19 protein-coding genes are annotated in these 22,592 nt (G+C 44.4%); 13 read left to right on the top strand and 6 right to left on the bottom strand.

Annotated elements, in window-relative coordinates; translation table 11 throughout:
• Positions 1 to 12: 12 nt before the first annotated feature.
• The 4 genes from AC58UW_RS25055 to AC58UW_RS25040 are packed head-to-tail and all read right to left on the bottom strand — an operon-like array spanning position 13 to position 3,536.
• Positions 13 to 792 carry a hypothetical protein gene (locus AC58UW_RS25055; RefSeq protein WP_497423293.1) on the bottom strand — a complete coding sequence of 260 codons (780 nt, stop codon included), beginning with the start codon at positions 790 to 792 and terminating at the stop codon, positions 13 to 15.
• Between the two features lie 11 nt (positions 793 to 803).
• On the bottom strand, positions 804 to 1,580 hold the full coding sequence (locus tag AC58UW_RS25050; RefSeq protein WP_497423292.1) for a hypothetical protein: 777 nt from the start codon (positions 1,578 to 1,580) through the stop codon (positions 804 to 806).
• A gap of 26 nt (positions 1,581 to 1,606) precedes the next feature.
• On the bottom strand, positions 1,607 to 2,728 hold the full coding sequence (gene glf, locus AC58UW_RS25045) for a UDP-galactopyranose mutase (RefSeq protein ID WP_497423291.1): 1,122 nt from the start codon (positions 2,726 to 2,728) through the stop codon (positions 1,607 to 1,609).
• Positions 2,729 to 2,759: 31 nt separating this feature from the next.
• Complete coding sequence (locus AC58UW_RS25040; RefSeq protein WP_497423290.1) at positions 2,760 to 3,536, bottom strand: glycosyltransferase family 8 protein; 777 nt, start codon at positions 3,534 to 3,536, stop codon at positions 2,760 to 2,762.
• Between the two features lie 260 nt (positions 3,537 to 3,796).
• On the opposite strand from AC58UW_RS25040, the gene AC58UW_RS25035 reads away from it, so the two are divergent.
• The 7 genes from AC58UW_RS25035 (at position 3,797) to AC58UW_RS25005 (ending at position 11,579) form a co-directional block, all read left to right on the top strand.
• A complete protein-coding gene (locus AC58UW_RS25035) occupies positions 3,797 to 5,122 on the top strand; it encodes a UDP-glucose dehydrogenase family protein (RefSeq protein ID WP_497423289.1) in 1,326 nt (441 codons plus the stop codon).
• 43 nt (positions 5,123 to 5,165) lie between these two features.
• Positions 5,166 to 6,032, top strand: a complete 867-nt coding sequence (galU, locus tag AC58UW_RS25030) for a UTP--glucose-1-phosphate uridylyltransferase GalU (RefSeq protein WP_497423288.1) — start codon at positions 5,166 to 5,168, stop codon at positions 6,030 to 6,032.
• A 27-nt stretch (positions 6,033 to 6,059) separates the two neighbouring features.
• Positions 6,060 to 7,928, top strand: coding sequence for a hypothetical protein (locus AC58UW_RS25025; RefSeq protein WP_497423287.1), 1,869 nt, complete (start codon positions 6,060 to 6,062; stop codon positions 7,926 to 7,928).
• A gap of 174 nt (positions 7,929 to 8,102) precedes the next feature.
• Positions 8,103 to 9,257 carry a glycosyltransferase family 4 protein gene (locus AC58UW_RS25020; RefSeq protein WP_497423286.1) on the top strand — a complete coding sequence of 385 codons (1,155 nt, stop codon included), beginning with the start codon at positions 8,103 to 8,105 and terminating at the stop codon, positions 9,255 to 9,257.
• A 47-nt stretch (positions 9,258 to 9,304) separates the two neighbouring features.
• Entirely contained in the window at positions 9,305 to 10,354 is a 1,050-nt protein-coding gene (locus tag AC58UW_RS25015) for a CotS family spore coat protein (protein WP_497423285.1), read from the top strand.
• Entirely contained in the window at positions 10,344 to 11,360 is a 1,017-nt protein-coding gene (locus AC58UW_RS25010; RefSeq protein ID WP_497423284.1) for a CotS family spore coat protein, read from the top strand. Before AC58UW_RS25015 ends, AC58UW_RS25010 begins: the two co-directional genes overlap by 11 nt.
• 12 nt (positions 11,361 to 11,372) lie before the next feature.
• Entirely contained in the window at positions 11,373 to 11,579 is a 207-nt protein-coding gene (locus tag AC58UW_RS25005; RefSeq protein WP_497423283.1) for an amphi-Trp domain-containing protein, read from the top strand.
• Positions 11,580 to 11,600: 21 nt separating this feature from the next.
• Here the strand turns inward: AC58UW_RS25005 and AC58UW_RS25000 are convergent, their stop codons facing one another.
• Both AC58UW_RS25000 and AC58UW_RS24995 read right to left on the bottom strand, forming a co-directional pair.
• Positions 11,601 to 12,665 carry a hypothetical protein gene (locus AC58UW_RS25000; RefSeq protein WP_497423282.1) on the bottom strand — a complete coding sequence of 355 codons (1,065 nt, stop codon included), beginning with the start codon at positions 12,663 to 12,665 and terminating at the stop codon, positions 11,601 to 11,603.
• Between the two features lie 40 nt (positions 12,666 to 12,705).
• Positions 12,706 to 13,917: a glycosyltransferase gene (locus tag AC58UW_RS24995; RefSeq protein WP_497423281.1), complete on the bottom strand. Its 1,212-nt coding sequence runs from the start codon at positions 13,915 to 13,917 to the stop codon at positions 12,706 to 12,708.
• A 215-nt stretch (positions 13,918 to 14,132) separates the two neighbouring features.
• Between AC58UW_RS24995 and AC58UW_RS24990 the strand changes: the two genes are divergently transcribed.
• The 6 genes from AC58UW_RS24990 to AC58UW_RS24965 all read left to right on the top strand — a co-directional run bounded on the left by AC58UW_RS24990 (position 14,133) and on the right by AC58UW_RS24965 (position 22,549).
• Complete coding sequence (locus tag AC58UW_RS24990; protein ID WP_497423280.1) at positions 14,133 to 14,735, top strand: glycosyltransferase family 2 protein; 603 nt, start codon at positions 14,133 to 14,135, stop codon at positions 14,733 to 14,735.
• A gap of 65 nt (positions 14,736 to 14,800) precedes the next feature.
• On the top strand, positions 14,801 to 15,829 hold the full coding sequence (locus AC58UW_RS24985) for a polysaccharide biosynthesis protein (RefSeq protein ID WP_497423279.1): 1,029 nt from the start codon (positions 14,801 to 14,803) through the stop codon (positions 15,827 to 15,829).
• Positions 15,826 to 16,710, top strand: coding sequence for an SDR family oxidoreductase (locus AC58UW_RS24980; protein WP_497423278.1), 885 nt, complete (start codon positions 15,826 to 15,828; stop codon positions 16,708 to 16,710). The genes AC58UW_RS24985 and AC58UW_RS24980 overlap by 4 nt, the downstream gene beginning before the upstream one ends.
• A gap of 8 nt (positions 16,711 to 16,718) precedes the next feature.
• Positions 16,719 to 17,300, top strand: a complete 582-nt coding sequence (locus AC58UW_RS24975; RefSeq protein ID WP_497423277.1) for a hypothetical protein — start codon at positions 16,719 to 16,721, stop codon at positions 17,298 to 17,300.
• Entirely contained in the window at positions 17,297 to 18,385 is a 1,089-nt protein-coding gene (locus AC58UW_RS24970; protein WP_497423276.1) for a tetratricopeptide repeat-containing glycosyltransferase, read from the top strand. Before AC58UW_RS24975 ends, AC58UW_RS24970 begins: the two co-directional genes overlap by 4 nt.
• Positions 18,386 to 18,778: 393 nt before the next feature.
• Complete coding sequence (locus tag AC58UW_RS24965) at positions 18,779 to 22,549, top strand: hypothetical protein (protein WP_497423275.1); 3,771 nt, start codon at positions 18,779 to 18,781, stop codon at positions 22,547 to 22,549.
• Positions 22,550 to 22,592 lie beyond the last annotated feature (43 nt).

Raw genomic sequence — 22,592 nt, 5'->3', positions numbered from 1 at the left:
CGGCTTCCTCCTTTATTTTCTAAGGTTAAAAATCCAGTCGCGAACTTCTGCGTCCTTGACCGGATGTACGAACATGACCTCGGACTTCTGACTGGCCTGTTTGGCATCATCCAGACGAATGCGATGGTACACGCGAAGGTACTCTACACTCGGCTTAGGGTAGGCTTTTAAGCGGCCACCGCATTTTTTAGCTAGCGTAATATAAAGCATCTCGCCTAAGGCGTACACGTTCGTAGCACTAAACAACTCTTCCAGCATAGGTGTATTGATCACGGCCAACATGCGCTTAAGGATGGAACGCTTATATACTTGCATCGGATTAAAGGTTCCATAGAAATCATCTGTCTGGAAAAAGGGTTTCCAGCGGTTCCATTCCTTCCACATCGTTTTGCCGGGAATCCACCAGTTGCGCTTCCGGTTCTTCTCGTGACGGATCAATTTGACCAGACAGTCGTGTTCCCTAAGTTCATTCTCGACCATTTGTTCAAATCCGTGATTGACAAACATGACATCATATTCGGTGTAAACTAAGTAGTCGTAATTGACGTTTTTCTCCTCTAGCCATCTCATGACGTCATAGTAGAAACGTCCCGTCTTCCCCTTTTGCAAAGGCCTGCTGTACGGGCAGTACATGACTTTCATTTTTTTGCAAAGGGCTTTGCCGAAGTTTGCATCCTGTCCGCCGTTGTACAAAACAATGAGTACGTTATTGGGATTATATCTGCGAATGTTTCGGATTTGTTTGTAGAGGGCGTTTTCATCGGCATGCGCTAATAGTGCAAAACAGAGCATGTTCCAGCCTCCTAGGGTTGATTAAAAATCCACTCACGCACTTCGGCGTCCTTCACGGGATGAACGAACATAACCTCAGGCCGGTTCTTTGCTTCTTTGATTTCTTTCCGTGTAATGGCCGGTCGGAATCGGAGAAAACGTTTGGTGTTATCCCCGTAAATTTTGCATTTACCGCCATACTTTTTGGCTAATGTAATGTATAACATCTCACCCAAACAAGGAATGCTTGACGTATTAATCAATCTCTCTAGGCGCTTCTTATTCAATCCAGCGAGCATCTGTTTAATAATGCCATGACGGAAAACGGACATCGGAGAGGAAGTTCGGTAGAAAGAATCGGATTCGAAAATCGTCTTCCACCTTTCCCAGTCCTTCCACATGTCTTTGGCAGGAGGCCAGGAGGCATTCTTCGGATCGACTTCTTTGCGGAGGATTTTAACCAGGCAGTCGTAGCCTTCCATTTTACTTAATAAGTACTCGCGAAAGCCTGTATTGACAAACATGATGTCATATTCCAAATAGACCAGGTATTCATAAGAAATCTGTTTATCCTCCAGATATCTCATGACATCATAGAAGAATCGACCGCTGGTACGCTGCTGCAAAGGACGGCTGTAAGGACAGTACATAATATTCTCGTCTTCACAGATCTTTTTGCCGAAATTCGCATCCTGTCCGCCGTTGTAGAAGACGATTTGGACATCCTGAGGATTATATTTACGAATATTTCGAATTTGATTGCGTAATGCTTGTTCATTCTCGTGGGCTAATAATGCCATACAAATCATGAATGCAGCCTCCTCTGCCTATACGCTTATTTCTGAATCTCATTATGGAATAGCGTCAACGCACGAGCTACGGCCTGATCCATATTGTAGTATTTGTAGTCGGCTAATCTTCCCGCAAACAGTACCTTATCCTTGATTTTGTCGGCTTCTGCTTGGTACAGCTTGTAGAGGTCTTTGTTCTCATCACGCGGAATCGGATAGTATGGTTCATTCTTTCCTATGGTATATGTCTCCGGGTATACGTAAGAAATGGTTGTTTTGGGAGAGCGCTGGCCCGTAAGATGCTTCTGCTCCAGAACCCGTGTGTAGTCGTATTCATGCGGATAGTTGACCGTCCCGACTTCCTGATGATACTCCGTATCCAGCGTATCGAATTCAAAGCGCATGCTGCGGTACGGAAGCTGTCCGTGCATATAGTCGAAGTATTCGTCAATTGGGCCTGTATAGATCATCCGTTTATACGTTATTTCGCCAATGAGCTCCTTGTAGTCGGTATTCAGTAGCGTCTTAATGTTCGGATGGTTGAGCATTTTGTTGAACATAGGCGTGTAGCCGTGTTTGGGAAGTCCTTGATAGGTATCTTGAAAATAGCGGTTATCCCGTGAGATGTAGACAGGTACCCTTGCGGTCACCGACGGGGCGAGCTGTTCCGGATCTAACTCCCAATGTTTCAGCGTGTATTTGTAGAATACGTTTTGATAAATATAATCAGCCAAGTCGCTTAATTCACCGCTTGCGCTTTGGCGAAGCTTCAAGATCGGAACTTTGACACCATAACCGAAATGGTCAATCAGCAGCGCTTCCAGCTTTTCTGCATATTTGGGAGGAAATAAAGCGTAGATGGAGTTGAGATTAAAAGGGACAGGGACCTTCTTGCCGTCAATAACCACGCGCACTTCATGAAAGTACGGACGCCACGGGGTGAACAAGGAGAGGTAATTCCAAACCATACTCGAGTTCGTATGGAACGTATGCGAACCATATTTATGAATCAATATGCCGTGTTCGTCATAGCAATCATAGGAGTTACCGCCAATATGATCTCTTTTATCGACAATCAGGACCTTCTCTCCCAGTTGGGAGGCAATTCGCTCTGCCAGCGTTGCGCCTGTAAAGCCTGCGCCAATGATTAACCAATCTGTTTTCATTACTCGACCTCCTGAACGTTGGGCTGTGCCGCTAGTCTAGTTTCCAATTGGTTTTTTTCGCATATTTGAGATACTCATCTTTAAACTTGGGATTGTGCCAGCTGTTCCACGGCTTTTTATCCGTTGTGTAATGAATGATGGCAGGATCGAAACGCTGGTGATGGGAACGGTGCACTTGATAGTTCCACTTGGGGTCCAGCTTCAGCCATTTCTCGTGCAGAACGGCGTTTAATGCGTCCTGATCCATGAATTTTAGCTTCTCCGGATTTTTTCTCATATAATGTAGAACTTTCTCCGAGGTTTGGTTATCTCGCCACTTTTTCAAGTTAAGGAGCAGCACACCTGCGTTAAAATAACCAGAGCTTTCCGGGATGGATAGCTCCTCGTAACGAAGCACTGTACCTGGGATTTGCACAGCACCGAGATAATATTTGTCAATGTTTACATCCCACAGGTTGGCAATATCTTCTTTCACAATGAGATCACAATCCAAATAGAGCGCTTTGCGGACGTCCTTCGACAAGAGAGCTGGAATCGCAATTCGATAGTAGGTTTCTTTACTCAAATGATAACGAACGACAACATCCTGAAAGAGAGCGTCCTCCACCGTTAAAAAAGCAAGCTCCACTTGAAACGATTTCAAGGCATTATGAAGCTTCTGCTTGTTCTCGCTAGATAGATTGCCGTCGATTACATAGAGGGAGATAGGTCGATTCGTTGATTTATGTTCGAATAAGGAAGTAAGCATCACCGCTAAATGTTTCACGTACTTGTTGTTGGTAGCCACGACGATATGGATTCTTTCCAAGCGTAATCCTCCTTCGTACACACTGGTTTTTACCCGTCTAGATATTTGTATTACCGGAAGGAAAGGGTGGTTTGTACGTTTGTCCCGAAAAGCAGAATAAAGCTTACTGAGGTAGGTAAGAGTTGATTTTTCCTAGGGGTTAGTTATCCGTCCGAGTTTGTGGTAAGACAAGGCGCATACACTTTAAGATGACAGTGATTAATGTCTACCCGCACTTGCGGTTAGCGTCAGTGAACTCTACACAACAAGGGAGAGCGGCCATGAAGATTTGCATGATTGGAACTGGTTATGTAGGACTCGTGGTTGGGGCATGTTTGGCGGAAATGGGGCATCAAGTGATTTGCGTGGATAATAATCCTACCAAAATATCCGCATTGCAGAACGGACAATTGCCCATTTACGAACCTGGATTGGAACGGCTGGTTGAACGAAACGTGCTAGAGAGTCGGTTAAGCTTTTCGCTTGAACTTAGCGAAGCGGTTGCACAAAGCCAATTCATTTTCATCGCTGTTGGTACCCCACCGGCTGAGGACGGGTCTGCCGATCTTACTTATGTGATGAAGGCTGTAGAGCAGATTGGCGCAAGCATCCGAGATTATGCCATCGTAATTACCAAATCAACTGTACCTATCGGCAGCAGCGAGCGCATAAGAGGCATCATTGAGGAGCAGTTAAAGAGCCGAGGACTCACGGATTTGGAATTCGATATTGTGTCGAATCCGGAATTTTTGAGAGAAGGTGCTGCCGTCAATGATTTCTTGAACCCTAACCGAATTGTTGTCGGGAGCAGCAACCCCAGAGCTCTGGCCTATATGGAGAAACTGTATTTGCCGCTTACGAGCAAGGGATTTCCCATCGTCCACATGGATATCGCCTCTGCTGAGCTTGCCAAATACGCTTCCAACGCCATGTTAGCCACACGGATAAGCTTTATGAATGAAATGGCCGGAATCTGTGAAGCTGTCGGTGCAGATATTGAACGGGTGCGTCAAGGGATGGAGCTCGATCATCGGATTGGCAGTTACTTTTTGTCAGCTGGAGTTGGCTATGGGGGCTCTTGTTTCCCTAAGGATGTACGGGCTATTATCCAAAGCGCCACGGAGCGAAACATTCCAACACATATCTTAGAAGCCGTTGATAAAGTCAACCATAAGCAGAAGAAAAAGTTGTTTGAGATGGTTGAGAGTCACTTTGGTGAAGATTTGAAGGGACTCAAGCTGGCGGTGTGGGGATTGTCCTTTAAACCGGAAACGGATGATATTCGTGAAGCGCCGTCTATCGAGACTATCGAGCAGTTAAGGAAGCGCGGGGTTCAGCTTCAAGTGCACGACCCGGTTGCTCTGCAGAATGCGTACCAAGTTCTAGGCGAGGAGAATATCACGTATTTCACAGGACTCTATCAAGCACTAATGGATGCGGATGCACTGTTGATATTTACGGAGTGGAAGCAGTATCGATCTGCGGATCTTGGCCGCATCAAGAGCTTGCTGAAGCAGCCGGTACTTTTTGACGGAAGGAATTTATTCAATCCCTATATGATGAAAGACGAGGGATTCGTCTATCAAAGCATCGGTAGGATGAAGTGATCGTTCATCCTATCCCATTTCACACAGAAGGATGATGATCATTATGAAGGTTCGGAAAGCAATAATTCCTGCAGCAGGTCTGGGCACCCGGTTCTTACCGGCAACCAAAGCGATGCCAAAAGAATTGCTGCCGATCATTGATAAACCTACGATTCAATTTATCGTGGAGGAAGCGGTTGCTTCAGGCATTGAAGATATCATTATTGTGACAGGAAAAGGCAAGCGTGCACTGGAGGACCACTTCGACAACGCCTTTGAGTTGGAATACCATTTGCAGCAAAAAGGGAAGTTGAGAATGTTAGAGAAAGTGCAGGAGCCAGCTCAACTGATCGATATCCACTATATTCGCCAAAAAGAGCCGAAGGGCTTAGGCCACGCCATCTGGTGCGCTAGAAAGTTTATTAACGATGAGCCGTTTGCCGTACTGCTTGGCGATACATTCGTACAGTCCGATGTTCCCTGCTTGAAGCAGATGATGGACTATTTCGACCGATACAAAACATCGATTATCGGTGTGCAGCCTGTCAATCCGAAGGATGTTTCAAGCTACGGCATCATTGATGCCCAGCTATTGTTCGACCGTTTCTACAATATTACGAAGCTTGTTGAAAAACCAAAGCCTCAGGAGGCCCCTTCTAATCTCGCCATGATTGGCCGATATATTTTGACTCCCGCTATTTTCGAAATCTTGGAAGGGCAGGAGCCGGGTGTCGGGCAAGAAATCCAGCTAACCGATGCGATCTCGAAACTGAATGAGCAAGAGGCGGTTCACGCTTGTGAAATTAACGGCGTATGGCATGACGTTGGGGATCACCTAGGTTACGTGAAAGCGATTCTTGATATCGCTGTGCAGCGAGAAGATTTGAGACAGCCTATTTTGGACTATATCAGGTTTATTGAAAGGAAATAACGATCGGCTTAAAAAGGAGCGAGCGAAATGACGCGATTTGAAGTCAAAGGTGACAAGAGGTTTCTTGTAATCGGCAGAGTGGGCGATACCTCTATCCATCAGCAATGGCTGCAGCCTGCGGAGTATAAAAACTTCGATCTTTGTCTTAGTTATTTCGGTAATACGCCACAAAGGTATGTGAATGATTGCGACTTCTATCATGAAATCCCAGGGTTAAAATGGCCTACGGTGAAGGATACGATTGAAGCCTTTGGGGATGGAATCTACCACTACGATGCGATCTGGATGCCGGATGATGATATAAGCGCGAGTGCTCATGACATTCATCGCATGTTTGAGATATTCATGAAGCAGGGTCTAGATCTGGCACAGCCGAGCTTAACACGGGACTCCTATTATGGTCATGGAATCACACTGCAAAATAGCAATTACTATTTACGATATTCCCATTTTATCGAGCCGATGGTTCCTCTTTATACCAGAGAAACTTTCCAAAAGCTTCTGCCTACGTTTGAAAAAAGTGAGTCCGGCTGGGGCCTCGATTTCGTTTGGCCTAAGCTGCTAGGCTATCCGCATCAGAAATTAGCTATTATCGATGAGGTCGCTGTCAAACATACAAGACGTGTTGGAGGCGGCGAGCTCTATAAAAATATATCAGGCTCCCAGTGGGACGATTTGTACCGAATTACAGCGGAATATGATGCAGCCGTTAACTTCCGGATGACCCATTATAGCGGTAAACCTAAGGGAAAACGCGTCATGTTTGCACTGCTGGCGCACAAAGATGAGCATATTCTTGCCACTCAGATTGAGAATATTCGTAAATTCAACCCGGAAGCGGGCATTGTGCTGTATAACGGAGGCGAAGACAGCCAATTCGGCAAAGGCATGAATGCAGCCATCTGCGAGTACAGCCGCCACTTGACCTGGGGACACTTGGCTCCCTTTCTGTGGGACGTAATGAAGTGGCTGGATGAGCATCAGGTGGACTACGAGTACTTGGTGAATCTCGACGACGATGTGCTTTTCGTGAAGCCTGGCTTTGAGACTTATCTGGATCAAACGATGCGAGGCTACGATTGCATGGGATGGGATATGCAGACCAGTCGCAGCGTACATGATGCAGACACAATGAATAAGAAGTCGATGTGGGAAGAATGGGGGCGTTGGGGCTCCTTGTTCCAGACGGATCACTTCGTTCGCTACTTTAATCCTACACAGGTATATCGGCGTGGGATTGTTAAGAAGATGCTGGCGGCTGCGGATGTCTCGTTGGTTGACCAATGGCTCTCCGAGAGTCAAGTCGTGGCATTGGAGGAGTTTTTCTTTGTCACCTTCGCTGCAGCACTAGGTGGGAAATGCCGTGAATTTCCTCGTGATGAGCGGTTGAATGTGATGCGGCATGAGCACGAAATTGAGCAGAATGAAGCGCATGCTGCGATGCATCATTACATGTATCATATGATCCATCCTGTCAAAGGAGATCGGCTTCTTGATCTGCATAATCAGCTAATGGCTGGAGATATTCCTTATGTGGATCCGAATCCGCCGCAGCCATTGCCAGAGCCGCAGCCGATTCCTGCTGTGCAAGTGCAGCGTCCACCGGTACGGAGGAAACAAACTGCTTCTAAGAAAAGGCTGCTTCCAAGGAGAAAGCCAATGCTGAAAAAAGCAGCGGGTAAGAGAAAGAGAGTGCTGAACAATAGAAAACCGCTCCTGAAGAAAAGACTGAAGACTGTCATTCTTAAGAAGCCCAAAAGAAGGAAGAAGCGTATTCAGCCTAATCTAGGCATGAAGAAACTTTCGGCTCCAAGAGGAGGCTGGGCTAAGTCCCGATCGACAGTGTGGAGCAGGTTCAGCAAGAAGGTGGCGCGTAAATCTAAAAATGTGGCGTAGTCATGAGGATTGAAGCCCTTCCGTTTAAATAGAATGATCATATTCTATTAGAACAATAGTAAATATATTGTAAATTTACGGAGTGGAAGGGGAAGTCGGATTGAAAGATGATATGCGTACATTGGAAGAAAAGCGGCTTTAAGCCATTAAGGAATACCGATTGGAGTGGTAAAGATGAAGATTGCATTTATTTGCACTGAAATGCTTACCGTTCCGCCTATTAGGGGTGGTGCCATTCAAATTTTGATCAATGGCGTCACCCCCCATATTGGGAGTAGGCATGATCTCACTATTTTCTGTATCACGGACCCCGATCTTCCCAATCGGGAAGTGGTTGCTGGCGTCAAATATATACGGATTCCGCGCGAGGATTATGTGAACGGCGTTGCCAAGGAACTGTCCAGACAGCGCGCAAGCAACCAAAAGTATGATGTCATCCATGTGTTTAACCGTCCGAAAAATGTACCTGTGTATAAAGCTGCCATGCCGAACGCCCGTTATGTAGTCAGCTGCCATAACGAGATGTTTCGAGAAGGGAAAATTACGACTGAAATGGGTCGTTCCGTTATTAGAACGGTCGATAAGATTATGTCGATCTCCAATTATATCGGCCAAACGATTACCAGCCGTTTCTCCTCAGCCAAGGGAAAAGTTAGGACGGTATACTCAGGTATCAATTTGCAGCAGTACAAGCCAATCTGGACTCCTGAAGCGCAAACTCTACGGAATGAACTCCGTAAAAAATTCGGGGTAGAGAATAAAAAGGTCATCTTGTTCGTAGGACGATTAAGCAAGACGAAAGGCCCTGACGTTCTGATCAACGCCATCCAGCAGGTAAGTAAAACTCACAAAGATGTCGTGCTCGTCATTATTGGCAGTAAATGGTTCCATAATGAGCAGTTGGATGAGTACGGAGCAAGCCTTCGCCAGCTAGCCAAATCACTTGGTGACCGGGTCATCTTCACGGGTTTTGTTCCACCTAGCGAGATTCCAGTCCATTATTTGCTTGGAGATATTTTCGTCTGCTCTTCCCAGTGGCAGGAGCCTCTGGCCAGAGTCCATTTTGAAGCGATGGGTGCAGGACTTCCGATCATTACAACCAATCGCGGAGGGAATGCTGAAATTATAAAACAAAATGCAAACGGTATCGTGATCGAAGATTATAGCAATCCAGGCGCATTCGCAAAGGCGATTACATTTCTGATTTCCAATCCTGCCGAAGCGCTGCGTTTAGGGAAAGCAGGCAGAGCGGTTGTAGAGAGCAACTTTGGTTTCGAGCATGTGGCTAAGCGGCTTGAGAGCTTATACGCCCCAGATCAAAGCAAATGAGCTTGAGGCTTGAGGCCATACATCCATACATCTACGGAGGTGTCAGCATGGATACTACTTTTTCGGACGTAGTGAAGAAGGTTATGACGAACTATCCTTTGAAGGTCAAAAACATTTATCTCTTATCTTTTAAAGGAAAAAAAGCAGTCTGGTCCATCCAAACCGACGTGGGTGAATTGATTATGAAAAAGGTTCCATTCGATGAAACTCACATTGATTTCATGCTCCATGCCATTAACTATCTCAAGGACAATGGTGTTAACACGCCTGGTGTGCTCAAAACGAGCTCAGGCCAAGGTTATGTGAAGCTAAATGGTGAATACTTCGTCGTTTTTGAAACTGTATACGGACGCTCGCCGGAATATGATAATGATCATGATTTATCCCTCATTCTTAAAGGAATGGCGGCCTTTCACCGAGCATCAAGGGGGATCGAATCTCCCAATGGTTTCTACCCTTCCTACCTGTTGACGAAATGGAAGTCAGATTTGCAAACAAGAATGGAGCGCCTGACGGCTTGGAAAGAGCAGCGCCAGCAGGTTAAAAATAAAAATGAATTTGACCGTGTATTCCTGGCGAATGTAGATACCTTCATGCAGCAAGCACAAGCAGCCCTTACGACGCTGAATCAGCCGTATTTTGAACAATGGGTGAAGGAAACGGAGAAAGCCAAAACACTGTGCCATCAAGATTATGCAGCGGGTAATCTGATTGTAGGTAAAGATGGAAAGCTTTACGTATACGATATGGATTCATTGACGGTAGATCTGCCTGTGCGCGATATGAGGAAAATATTAAACAAGGTGATGAAAAAGGATGCCAATTGGAACCTTCCGATGATGCTCAAAATGATGAAGTTTTACCAGCAGGTCAATCCCTTAACGAAAGAACAATATATGATTCTAGCCGCAGATATTCAGTTTCCCCATTTATTCTACGGCCAAGTGTCCAAATATTATGAAAGTCGCGAGGACCAATGGACTGTCGATAAACATATCGTCCGTTTAAAAGATATGATCAGTACCGAGCTGAGTAAAAATACGGTTCTGAAATCGTTCCTCGCCCGACTCGATGAGGTGGTTAAACGTGGTTCCTAATCAGGAAGAGCTCAATTTGGGGAAACAGCTCATGGCAGAGAATTATCCACAGATAGTGATCAAACATATCCAGGTTATTCAAAGCGGAGGCATTAAAACGATATGGAAGCTGGACACTTCCGCGGGAACCGTTTGCTTGAAACGGATACGAAAGTCGATTCCGATCGTCAAGTTCACGACCGCAGCACAGGCTTACCTTTTCCAAAAAGGAGCTATTGTTGCGGGAATTATTCCAACGAAGGATGATCAGCTGTATTTTGTCCACGAAGGCTATGCGTTGGTTCTCTACGTTTGGGTCCAAGGAAGCGATTTAGAGATGGATCGGATTCCGGAGCATCTCTATGCGGGGCTCAAGGGCCTCGCGCAGTTCCATAAAGACACCGTAGGGTTCATCCCTCCTGACAATTGTGACGTCTATGACCGGATGGGGGTCTGGCCCAGTCATTATAGCGGGATGTGCGAAGAACTCAAGCAGTGGAAAACACAAGCTAAGCAGGGGAAATCACTTTTTCATCAGTCTTATGTGAAGACTGGCGATGCGATGATTCAGATGGCAAGCCATGCCATCAAGCTGCTGGAAGCGTCCTGCTATGCGGAATGGGTGGCTGACATCGGCAAACACGGTTACATGTGCCACCAGGATTACGGTAAGGGGAATGCGATCCAGACAGCTCGAGGTGTGTGTGTGCTGGATCTGGACAATTTGACGTACGACATTCCATTGCGTGATATCCGGAAGCTCCTAACGAAGCGCATGGAGGAGCTTGGACGCTGGGATGCCGATGAGCTGAAACGGTGCATGCGCTACTATGAAGCCATTCTTCCATTTACGCCTGAGCAAATGCAGGTGCTCTATATTGATTTGCTTTTTCCTCACAAGCATTATGGCTATGTCAAATCGCCTTTCAAAAAAGGCGAACCAGGGGACGAGAAAAAGCTGCAGAAGATTGTTTTATTTGAGATGGAGAAGCTGCCTGTTCTTAAGGAACTGATCAAGGGATTCTAAGGAGGGATGATGATGAGGTCAGAAGAGGAATTTGTCGGTCGGGGCTTGCAGTTTGCTGAACTGCTAAGAAAAATTGCGGATCAAATAACGGCAGACAACCTCGTTATTCGAGGCAAACAAATCACCTTGCCGGACGTGAATATGGAATTTAAAGTGAGTCATAAGCACGATTTGGGAGCAAATAAATTGACAATCGGGATTGAATGGGTGGACAAATAGCTAAGAGGACGGAGCGGGAGACTATCCCATCTTCGTCCTCTTTTTTGGTTTAGCAGCTTTTTGCTTCGTCACTAATTTGGGACGCAGTTGCTTTCTGGCAGGCTTTATCTTTTTTTTTCGGCGGGTGCGTAACCTGAGCTTGAGCTTACGCCGTTTGATGCGTTTTCGAGGAAGGACTCTCTTCAGAGGTTTCTTGCGCCTGATTCTTTTTCTGCTTCTTAGAGCAGCAGGAAGAGGAGCGGTTAGTTCACCGGGTAGTTCACTTGCAATTGGTTCCGGTCTAGGAAGCAATTGCTGATTCATCTCTATCAGTTTATCCCCTTTTACCGGATGAATCCAATAGTAGTAGGGATGATCTCGATGCTGCTGTACGTTTTCGAAAGTGATATTTTCGCCCCAACGGACCATATCATTATATTTGCTTCCCTCGGGGTACTCCCGGACCCTGCCACCGCAGGCCATAGCCAGCGTGACAAAAAAAACTTCTTCTAAGGCAGAAGCTTCTGATATTCCCATCAGGTGACCTACGACGTCATGATCCACATGTGCGAGCATACGTTGGATAATACCGTGCCTATAGACCTGACCGGGGTTAAAGTAAGTCAGGAAGCCGTCTGTCTGAAAGACGGGCTGCCATAAATGCCATTCTTTCAGCATGTTTCGTACAGGAAAGGAGAAGTCATGATCCCGATTGTTTTCCAGCCTCCAGCCCATACTGTCGGATTCGGCCATAGCTTCATCTAAGAAGGGCTGAAAACCATGCTTAACAAATAAGATATCATGATCCAGCGACATGAGATATTCATAGCCGGCGCCAATGTCCTTTAACCACTTCATGATTTCCCACATAGCTGGCGCGATAATTCCGGGTCTTAAGGGGTGGCTGTGCGGAAAGGACCAAATGTTCACGTTTTTCCCGAAATCGGGATTGTGTCCGCCGTTGTAGAGAATAATGCCGGCTTCAGGATTATAGAAATGAATATTTTCGACCTGTGCCGCCAATACCTGTTCGTTCTCATGAGCAATCACGATAATGACCAATCTTTTATGAATGAGCTCATCTATGTGAGTAGGAGTCATATCCATTGCGGCACTCACCACCTTATGATTTAACTTCTGCTTGGTTTTATTGAATGTCAGAAATATCTATAAACTTTGAGTTATTCTTAACAGCTGTTGCTATATGTTGTGGTAACTGATGGATAATAGATAGAAGACGTTTCTGAGCGAGTTGGCTTAAGTGATGTTTACTCTCAATATAATAAGCGCATATGGAAATTTCATAATCAAAAAGATAGTCATAGACATGATAATCCACAAAAAGAACATCGTCTTTGGGATAAGGTATTTCTTTCCCTTGCAAGGCATACAACAAACCTAAGTTATTTTTGGCTTTAGTTCGGTACATCTTTGCAAGATGCATCAATGGCTCAGCCCTACTTGGTCTGTACTCCCATGCATTCTGAAAGTTAATAGTTGCAAGTGCAAAATATTGTTCTTCCTGTTGAAATTCACCGTTAGAGGAAGCTAAATTTGCTAATCGTTCATAACAAATACCAATTTGTAATAGGGAATAAAATACTTCTTCTACCCATCCTCCGGCTTCAACCCTCTTCTTATACCATTTGATCGCATCTTCAATCTCATTCAGTGCAGATAAAGTTTGAGCTAAATAAAACATGTATCTGTTTTTTAATGAGGGTGTGGTTGTTGGATCATGAATGCCTTCTAAAAGTAATCTTTTATCTCGCACAAATTTATCGCTCTTGCTTCCTCCGTCTTGTTGGTCGTTAATAGTCAGAGTCTCGAGTTTTTGCTTTGTTTCCAAATAACTGCGAGAGGTTGTACTGAGCTTCGAACGGTCTATATCCCAGTATTCGTGTGTAACACCAACACATTCCCATGGCAGGGATGTCTTAATCAGGCGAGTGTTCCAATATTTTATGTGATTATTGTATTGCATAAGGAGATATTGATCGTTTATTAAACTGCATTTATTGAAGTCAGGGGCCACTTCCAAAATTAAATCAGCATCTAGTAATAACAAATAATCTGAATCTGGATATGTTTGTTGTGCTAATAAAACAGATTGACTGCGATTATATCCGAAATTGAGAAAAGGCTCAGTATGCAGCGTACAAGGGATATTATTTCTTTTGCACCAATTCGTAATAACCTCAGGTGTATGATCGGAAGAGCCCGTATCACAAATAGAAACATAGTCAATGATTGATTTCGCTGAATTTAAGCATCTTTCTATGATTTTCGATTCATTTTTTACGATCATACAGAGACATATTTTTTTTGTATTCACTATTTTGCATCCCCGCTTCTTCATAAAATACAGTCTAATTCAATTATTTACTTTATGCGCTGTAACCAGGTTATGTGTAGGTGTAAGTCCAAAATACATTAATTTCCAGAACACTTGTATGATAAAGAGCATATAAAGTGATTAAACGAAAAATACTTTTAATGGAAATTATTGAATATTTACCACTTTCGAATGTGCTTACTAAGTAACTAAAATTAATTAGAGAACTGAGGTGTTTCATGAAAATTAGTTTTTTAACTCCGGCTTACAATAGTGAAGAATGGATTGTGACAATGTTAGATAGTATTCCGAAAAAGTATGCTTATGAAATTATAGTATGTGATGATGCTTCTACCGACAATACGTTGGATATTTTGGAAGAATATAGAAAAACGTGTCCGCAATTGAAAATATTATTGAATAAAGAAAATATTGGTGCAAGTGATTCATATAATCGGTGTATCGCTGAAGCAACTGGTGATTATGTAGCGATTATTGATAGCGATGATCAGTATTTGCCTCCTATTAGAGATGTATTAGCACAAATTGATGGAGAATATGACATATATTATTACAATATGCTTACTAAACTTGGTGAACAATATATAAAAAGGGAAACGGATGGTTACGGATGGTGGCCCGGGCAATTTAAGATTATTAGAAGAAGTTTTATAGGTGATGCAAAATTCACAAAGAGAAAAGATGTTGCCGGTGATTGGGATTTCAATAGAGCATTAATTGATAAAAATCCGAAGTGTAAATATACAGGTATATTTGCCTATTGGTATAACTATCCAAGAGAAAATTCTGAATATGATTTGCATCAAAGAGGGCTTAAATAATGAGATATACGTTATGATTTTGCTGGAACAGCCCACGCAAAGGAAGGGTGTGGAGATATAACCCTATGTTTAAAGATAAAACGTTGCTAATAACAGGTGGCACTGGCTCGTTTGGAAACGCGGTATTAGAAAGATTTTTAAATACAGATATCAAGGAAATCAGAATATTTTCTAGAGATGAAAAAAAACAAGATGATATGCGCATGTTATATCAGAATAATAAAATCAAATTTTTTATTGGGGATGTACGTGATATTCGAAGTTTATATAATGCTATGTACGATGTAGACTTTGTTTTTCACGCTGCTGCCCTTAAACAAGTTCCATCTTGTGAATTCTTTCCAATAGAGGCTGTGAAAACAAATGTACTTGGTACAGACAATGTATTAACTGCAGCGATAAATTCAGGTGTAAAAAAAGTTATTTGTCTTTCGACAGATAAAGCAGCATACCCTGTAAATGCTATGGGGATTTCAAAAGCCATGATGGAGAAAACATTCATTGCTAAGTCTAGAATGATTACGTCTGACAAAACTTTAATTTGTGGAACCAGATACGGAAATGTTATGGCATCTCGTGGATCTGTAATCCCTTTGTTCTTGCAGCAAATTAAGACTGGAAGATCATTAACGATTACTGATCCCAAAATGACCCGTTTTATTATGAGTCTGGAAGAAGCTATCGAATTGGTTTTATATGCCTTCGAACATGCAGCTAATGGTGACATCATGGTTCAAAAATCACCATCTTCTTATATAGGAGATTTAGCACAAGCACTAAAAGAACTATTTAAAGTGGATAATGAAATTGAGATCATTGGTACTCGTCACGGAGAAAAAATTTATGAAGTGCTTCTTACTAAAGAAGAAGCGGCAAAAGCGATTGATATGGGGAACTTTTATAAAATACCTGCAGATAACCGGGATCTTAATTATGGAAAATATCTTGATGAAGGATCTGCCAAAATTACGTTATCAGATGAGTATAATTCAAATAATACAAAGATACTTTCTGTAGAAGAAATAAAAGGGAGGTTGTTGGAACTTACTTTCATCAAGAACGAGTTGCGCAAATGGAATGGAGGATCAAAATGAAATTCTTAGTTCTTGGGGCAACTGGAATGGCCGGTCACACCATCTCATTATATTTATGTGAAAGGGGACATGAAGTTACTGCTTATTCGAGAACACCATTTCCTTTTTGTGAGAATATAAACGGTGATATTACGGAAAAGACTTTTTTAAATTCAATTCTTTTCGAGAAAAAGTATGATGTCATCATCAATTGCATTGGCATTCTAAATCAAATGTGTGATTTAAACCCATCAAGAGCTGTTTATTTAAATAGCTACCTACCGCACTATATTGCTGACAAATTGAAAAATACCGATACTAGACTATTTCATATGAGTACAGATTGTGTTTTCTCTGGTAAATCAGCACCGTATTATGAAAAAAGTAATCGCGACGGTGAAACTTTATATGATAGAACCAAAGCATTGGGTGAAATTGATGATAACAAAAATTTGACTTTTAGAAATTCTATTATTGGCCCAGACATGAAAAAAGACGGAATTGGCTTATTTAATTGGTTTATGAAACAAAAAGGAACGATTAACGGATATACAGGAGCTATCTGGACAGGTGTTACGACTTTAACGTTAGCTAAAGCAATGGAACGAGCTGCATCTGAGAAAGTAACCGGGATCTATAATCTTGTTAATAATGAGAATATAAGTAAGCTTGATTTATTACGCCTATTCCAGCAAATTTTTAAAACAGATGAGATAAGTATTTCTCCCTGCAATTCAGTTAATGTAAACAAAACATTGATTACTAAACGTAAAGATTTTTCATTTGAAGTTCCAAGTTATGAAAAAATGATTACGGAGATGAAAGATTGGATATGGACACACAAAAGCTTATATGCTCATTATTTTTGTGAATCGTCTGAAGAATCATATAATCGGGAATGAGGGGACATATGCTTAACGCAATTAAAAAACCGAGGATAGCCATATATGGTTTTTATAAAAACGATGAAAAATATATAGAGAAATTTTTGAAATCCGTTCATGATGCTGATGAGATTGTTTTATGCGATGTGGGCTCATCCGATCAAACGAATTCTCGAATAAACGAGTTAACAAAAAATAATTTACAGATTCCACTGAAAGTTTATCATATTTTCGTTTCACCTTGGCGTTCTGACGATGCTAGAAATACGGCACTTTCACTGGTAAACTCCGAAATTGATATTTGTATTTCTCTTAACATAAATGAGTATCTTATGGATGATTGGAAGCAATGCCTGACTGATCAATATGAGATAGGCAATACAAGATATACACATCATTTGAAGACAATTCGTTCTGGCGAGGAAGTAGTGGATTGTGTACAAGGTCGAATTCATGACAGAAAAGGATATATTTGGAAAATGCAGGATAATGAAACATTAGTGTATAGAGATATAGAGCAAATAAAGGAGTTAACAGACTTTTGGGTGTATGATGACTCGGATGTAGAAAAGCTAAATGTTGCGGAAGCGGAAGGGTTGGAACCATGAACAAATTAAAAATAGCCGTATATGCCATTACGAAAAATGAAGAGAAATTTGTCGATCGTTGGATGTCTTCAATGAAAGAAGCAGATATGGTTATTGTAGCTGATACTGGATCAACAGACGGGACAGTAGACAAGCTGAAATCGCATGGTGCCACCGTCAACGCAATAAAGGTTGATCCTTGGAGATTTGATGTAGCAAGGAATGCTTCACTTCATTTAGTACCAAGTGATGTTGATGTGTGTGTAATGACAGATTTAGATGAGGTTTTCGAGCCTGGGTGGAGAGAAAAGGTAGAGAAAATATGGACGCCTAGTATGAAAAGGCTTAAATATATGTTCACATGGAACTTTAATCCTGATGGTTCAAGGGGGAAGTCCTTTTGGTTCGAGAAAATACATCATAGACACGGATATCGTTGGGTTCATCCTGTGCACGAAACATTGAGGTATTACGGAACTGACCCGGAAGAATATGGATGGGATGAAAGTATTCAGTTAAACCATTATCCGGATGAGAGCAAATCGCGAGGACAGTATCTTCCTTTGCTGGAGTTGAGCGTGAAAGAAGACCCGGATAATGATAGAAACATGCATTGGTTGGGCCGTGAGTATATGTATTATCGGATGTGGGACAAATGTATTGAAACGTTAAAAAAACATTTAGAGATGCCTCGAGCACAGTGGAAAGACGAGCGCTCAGCTTCCATGAGATATATAGCAAGAGCATACATTGGTAAGAATGATACGAGTGAAGCCACAAATTGGCTGTATAGAGCTATCGCCGAAGCACCGTATATACGAGAGCCTTATCTAGAAATGGCACAAATGGCTTACTCAGAGAAAAACTGGCCAAATGTATATCATATGGTTGAGGAAGCCTTGAAGATTAAAGTTAAGAGTGATTCATATCTAAACGAAGCATTCTCTTGGAACTTTACAGTTTATGACTTAGGAGCGTTGAGTTGTAATGAGTTGGGAATGTATGAGAAGGCGTGTTGGTTTGCAGAAAAAGCGGTAGAAATAGCTCCGGAGGACGGCCGGTTATTAAGAAATCTTGAAATAATTAAACAAAGGGCGGGGAAGTGATCTTCAATAACATCAGGACGTGTTTTGGAATAATTGGTTGGCGACAATCAAATGATTCCATGACATGTCCTTTTTTATAATTGAAAGAGATAACCTCAGGTGTAGGAGAAGAACATGCATATCATTCTATCAATCAATCTACTTGGAAAAATGGACTTAGGAGCACATATAAGGCTTCTGATCGGCATGAATATTAACAATTATATTAAATAACTTACAATAAATGTTTTTTTCGTTGTTTGTCCTATTACATACGTCCACGCATCCAAATTATGGAATCATATATTATAAAACGAAACTATAAGTTTCAGATATTAAGTTAAATTAAGGAGGCTGGAGATTGTTAAGAGATTACGTTAACTGCATATTGAATTCAAGAGGAGGTGTCAGTAGTTGAACAAACTCAAAAAGTTATTACATGCAATTGAGAATAAGAGCATTAAAAATATCAAAGAAATTGAAATCGAATATTATAATGGTGATGAGTTCAAATTAAAATTTCATAAAAATGACGGCACAGCTCAGAGGATAGTTGAATTGACGAGATTTCTTTCGAGGATAAATTGGACTAGAGTTGAACAGATCGAAATAGAACTCTACGATGGAACGGAATTGAAATTTGAATTTGGATTAGGTCCGATAGGACCAACAGGTGCAACAGGAGCAACAGGAGCAACAGGAGCTACGGGTGCAACAGGAGTAACAGGAGCTACGGGTGCAACAGGAGCAACAGGTGAAACTGGAGCAACAGGAGCAACAGGAGCAACAGGAGCTACGGGTGCAACAGGAGCTACAGGTGCAACGGGAGCAACAGGAGCTACGGGAGCCACGGGAGCCACGGGAGCAACAGGAGCTACGGGAGCAACAGGAGCTACAGGTGCAACGGGAGCAACAGGAGCTACGGGAGCCACGGGAGCCACGGGAGCAACAGGAGCTACAGGTGCAACTGGAGCAACAGGAGCAACAGGTGATACTGGTGCTACGGGAGCAACGGGAGCTACGGGAGCAACAGGAGCAACAGGAGCTACAGGTGCAACTGGAGCAACAGGAGCAACAGGTGATACTGGTGCTACGGGAGCAACGGGAGCAACAGGAGCTACGGGTGCAACTGGAGCAACAGGAGCAACAGGTGATACTGGTGCTACGGGAGCAACGGGAGCAACGGGAGCAACAGGAGCTACGGGTGCAACAGGAGATACTGGTGCTACAGGTCCTACAGGTCCTTCAGGTGGTCCGACAGGACCAACAGGTGATACTGGTGCAACAGGAGATACTGGAGCAACAGGGGCAACAGGGGCAACAGGAGCTACGGGAGCAACAGGAGCAACAGGAGCAACAGGTGATACAGGAGCTACGGGTGCAACAGGGGCAACAGGTGAAACTGGTGCAACAGGAGCTACGGGTGCAACAGGAGCAACAGGAGCAACGGGAGCTACTGGTGCAACAGGAGCAACAGGAGCAACAGGAGCAACAGGAGCAACAGGAGCAACAGGAGATACTGGTGCTACAGGTCCTACAGGTCCTTCAGGTGGTCCGACAGGACCAACAGGTGATACTGGTGCAACAGGAGCTACGGGAGCAACAGGTGAAACTGGTGCAACAGGAGCAACAGGGGCAACAGGAACAACAGGAGCTACGGGTGCAACAGGAGCTACGGGAGCAACAGGAGCAACAGGTGCAACAGGAGCAACAGGTGATACTGGTGCAACAGGAGCAACGGGAGCAACGGGTGCAACAGGAGCAACGGGTGAAACTGGTGCAACAGGAGCTACGGGAGCAACAGGTGAAACTGGTGCAACAGGAGCAACAGGTGAAACTGGTGCAACAGGAGCTACGGGTGCAACAGGAGCAACAGGAGCTACAGGTGAAACTGGTGCAACAGGAGCAACGGGTGCAACAGGAGCAACAGGTGAAACTGGTGCAACAGGAGCTACGGGAGCAACAGGAGCTACGGGTGCAACAGGAGCAACAGGAGCAACAGGAGCAACAGGAGCAACAGGAGCTACAGGTGAAACTGGTGCAACAGGAGCAACAGGAGCAACAGGAGCAACAGGAGCAACAGGTGAAACTGGTGCAACAGGAGCAACAGGAGCAACAGGAGCAACAGGAGCAACAGGAGCAACAGGAGCAACAGGAGCTACAGGTGAAACTGGTGCAACAGGAGCAACAGGTGAAACTGGTGCAACAGGAGCAACAGGAGCAACAGGAGCAACAGGAGCAACAGGAGCAACAGGAGCTACAGGTGAAACTGGTGCAACAGGAGCAACAGGAGCAACAGGAGCAACAGGAGCTACGGGAGCAACAGGAGCTACGGGTGCAACAGGAGCAACAGGAGCGACAGGTGAAACTGGTGCAACAGGAGCTACGGGAGCAACAGGAGCAACAGGAGCAACAGGAGCAACAGGAGCAACAGGTGAAACTGGTGCAACAGGAGCAACAGGTGAAACTGGTGCAACAGGAGCAACAGGAGCTACGGGAGCAACAGGAGCTACGGGTGCAACAGGAGCTACGGGAGCAACAGGTGAAACTGGTGCAACAGGAGCAACGGGAGCAACAGGAGCAACAGGAGCAACAGGAGCTACAGGAGCAACAGGTGAAACTGGTGCAACAGGAGCAACAGGAGCAACAGGAGCAACAGGTGAAACTGGTGCAACAGGAGCAACAGGAGCTACGGGTGCAACAGGAGCTACGGGAGCAACAGGTGAAACTGGTGCAACAGGAGCAACAGGAGCAACAGGTGAAACTGGTGCAACAGGAGCAACAGGATCAACAGGAGCAACAGGTGAAACTGGTGCAACAGGAGCAACAGGAGCAACAGGAGCTACGGGTGCAACAGGAGCTACGGGAGCAACAGGTGAAACTGGTGCAACAGGAGCAACAGGAGCAACAGGGGCAACAGGTGAAACTGGTGCAACAGGAGCAACAGGAGCAACAGGAGCTACGGGTGCAACAGGTGCAACAGGAGCAACAGGTGAAACTGGTGCAACAGGAGCTACTGGTGCAACAGGTGAAACTGGTGCAACAGGAGCAACGGGAGCAACAGGAGCAACAGGAGCAACAGGAGCAACAGGGGCAACAGGTGAAACTGGTGCAACAGGAGCAACAGGAGCAACAGGAGCAACAGGAGCAACAGGTGAAACTGGTGCAACAGGAGCAACAGGAGCTACGGGTGCAACAGGAGCTACGGGAGCAACAGGTGAAACTGGTGCAACAGGAGCAACAGGAGCAACAGGTGAAACTGGTGCAACAGGAGCAACAGGATCAACAGGAGCAACAGGTGAAACTGGTGCAACAGGAGCAACAGGAGCAACAGGAGCTACGGGTGCAACAGGAGCTACGGGAGCAACAGGTGAAACTGGTGCAACAGGAGCAACAGGAGCAACAGGGGCAACAGGTGAAACTGGTGCAACAGGAGCAACAGGAGCAACAGGAGCTACGGGTGCAACAGGTGCAACAGGAGCAACAGGTGAAACTGGTGCAACAGGAGCAACAGGAGCAACAGGAGCTACGGGTGCAACAGGAGCAACAGGAGCAACAGGTGAAACTGGTGCAACAGGAGCAACAGGAGCTACGGGAGCAACAGGAGCAACAGGAGCTACGGGAGCAACAGGAGCAACAGGAGCAACTGGAGCAACAGGATCAACAGGATCCAGTGCAATTATTCCGTTCGCATCAGGTGCTCCAGTTGAATTAACGACAGTTTTGGGTGGTTTGTTAGATACAGGCGGCCTCATCGGCTTTGGCAGTTCTCTCGACGGTGTTGTTGTGGGCGGAACGACAATCGTTCTCTCGGGGGCTGGTGGAATTTTTGACTTCGCATTCTCGGTTCCACGTGCCGGAACGGTCACAGCCATTTCTGCATTCTTTAGCGTCACACTTGCCGTTAACTTATTGGCAAGCTCAGTTACTGTAAGGGCAACCTTGTATAGTGCAACTGTTGGCAGCAATTCGTTCTCGCCAACAGCTGTTACAGTATTGTTGACGCCACCGCTTACTGGTCCGATTGCAGTAGGTGATACCAGATTTGCAAACCTTACTTTAGTCACGCCAGTACCGGTTTCTGTCGGAGAAAAACTCTTAATGGTATTCACCCTCGATACAGCCGGTGTCAGCCTTATTTCAGCGGTAACTGGCTTTGCAAGCGCAGGTATTACAATCAACTAATGAAAGCAGCATAACATCTTTGGAAAAAGTCCCTCTACGAGGG

This window comes from Paenibacillus sp. J22R160 (assembly GCF_059692135.1).
The sequence above is the reverse complement of the archived record's forward strand: the minus strand, read 5'-3'. Positions and strand labels throughout refer to the sequence as shown.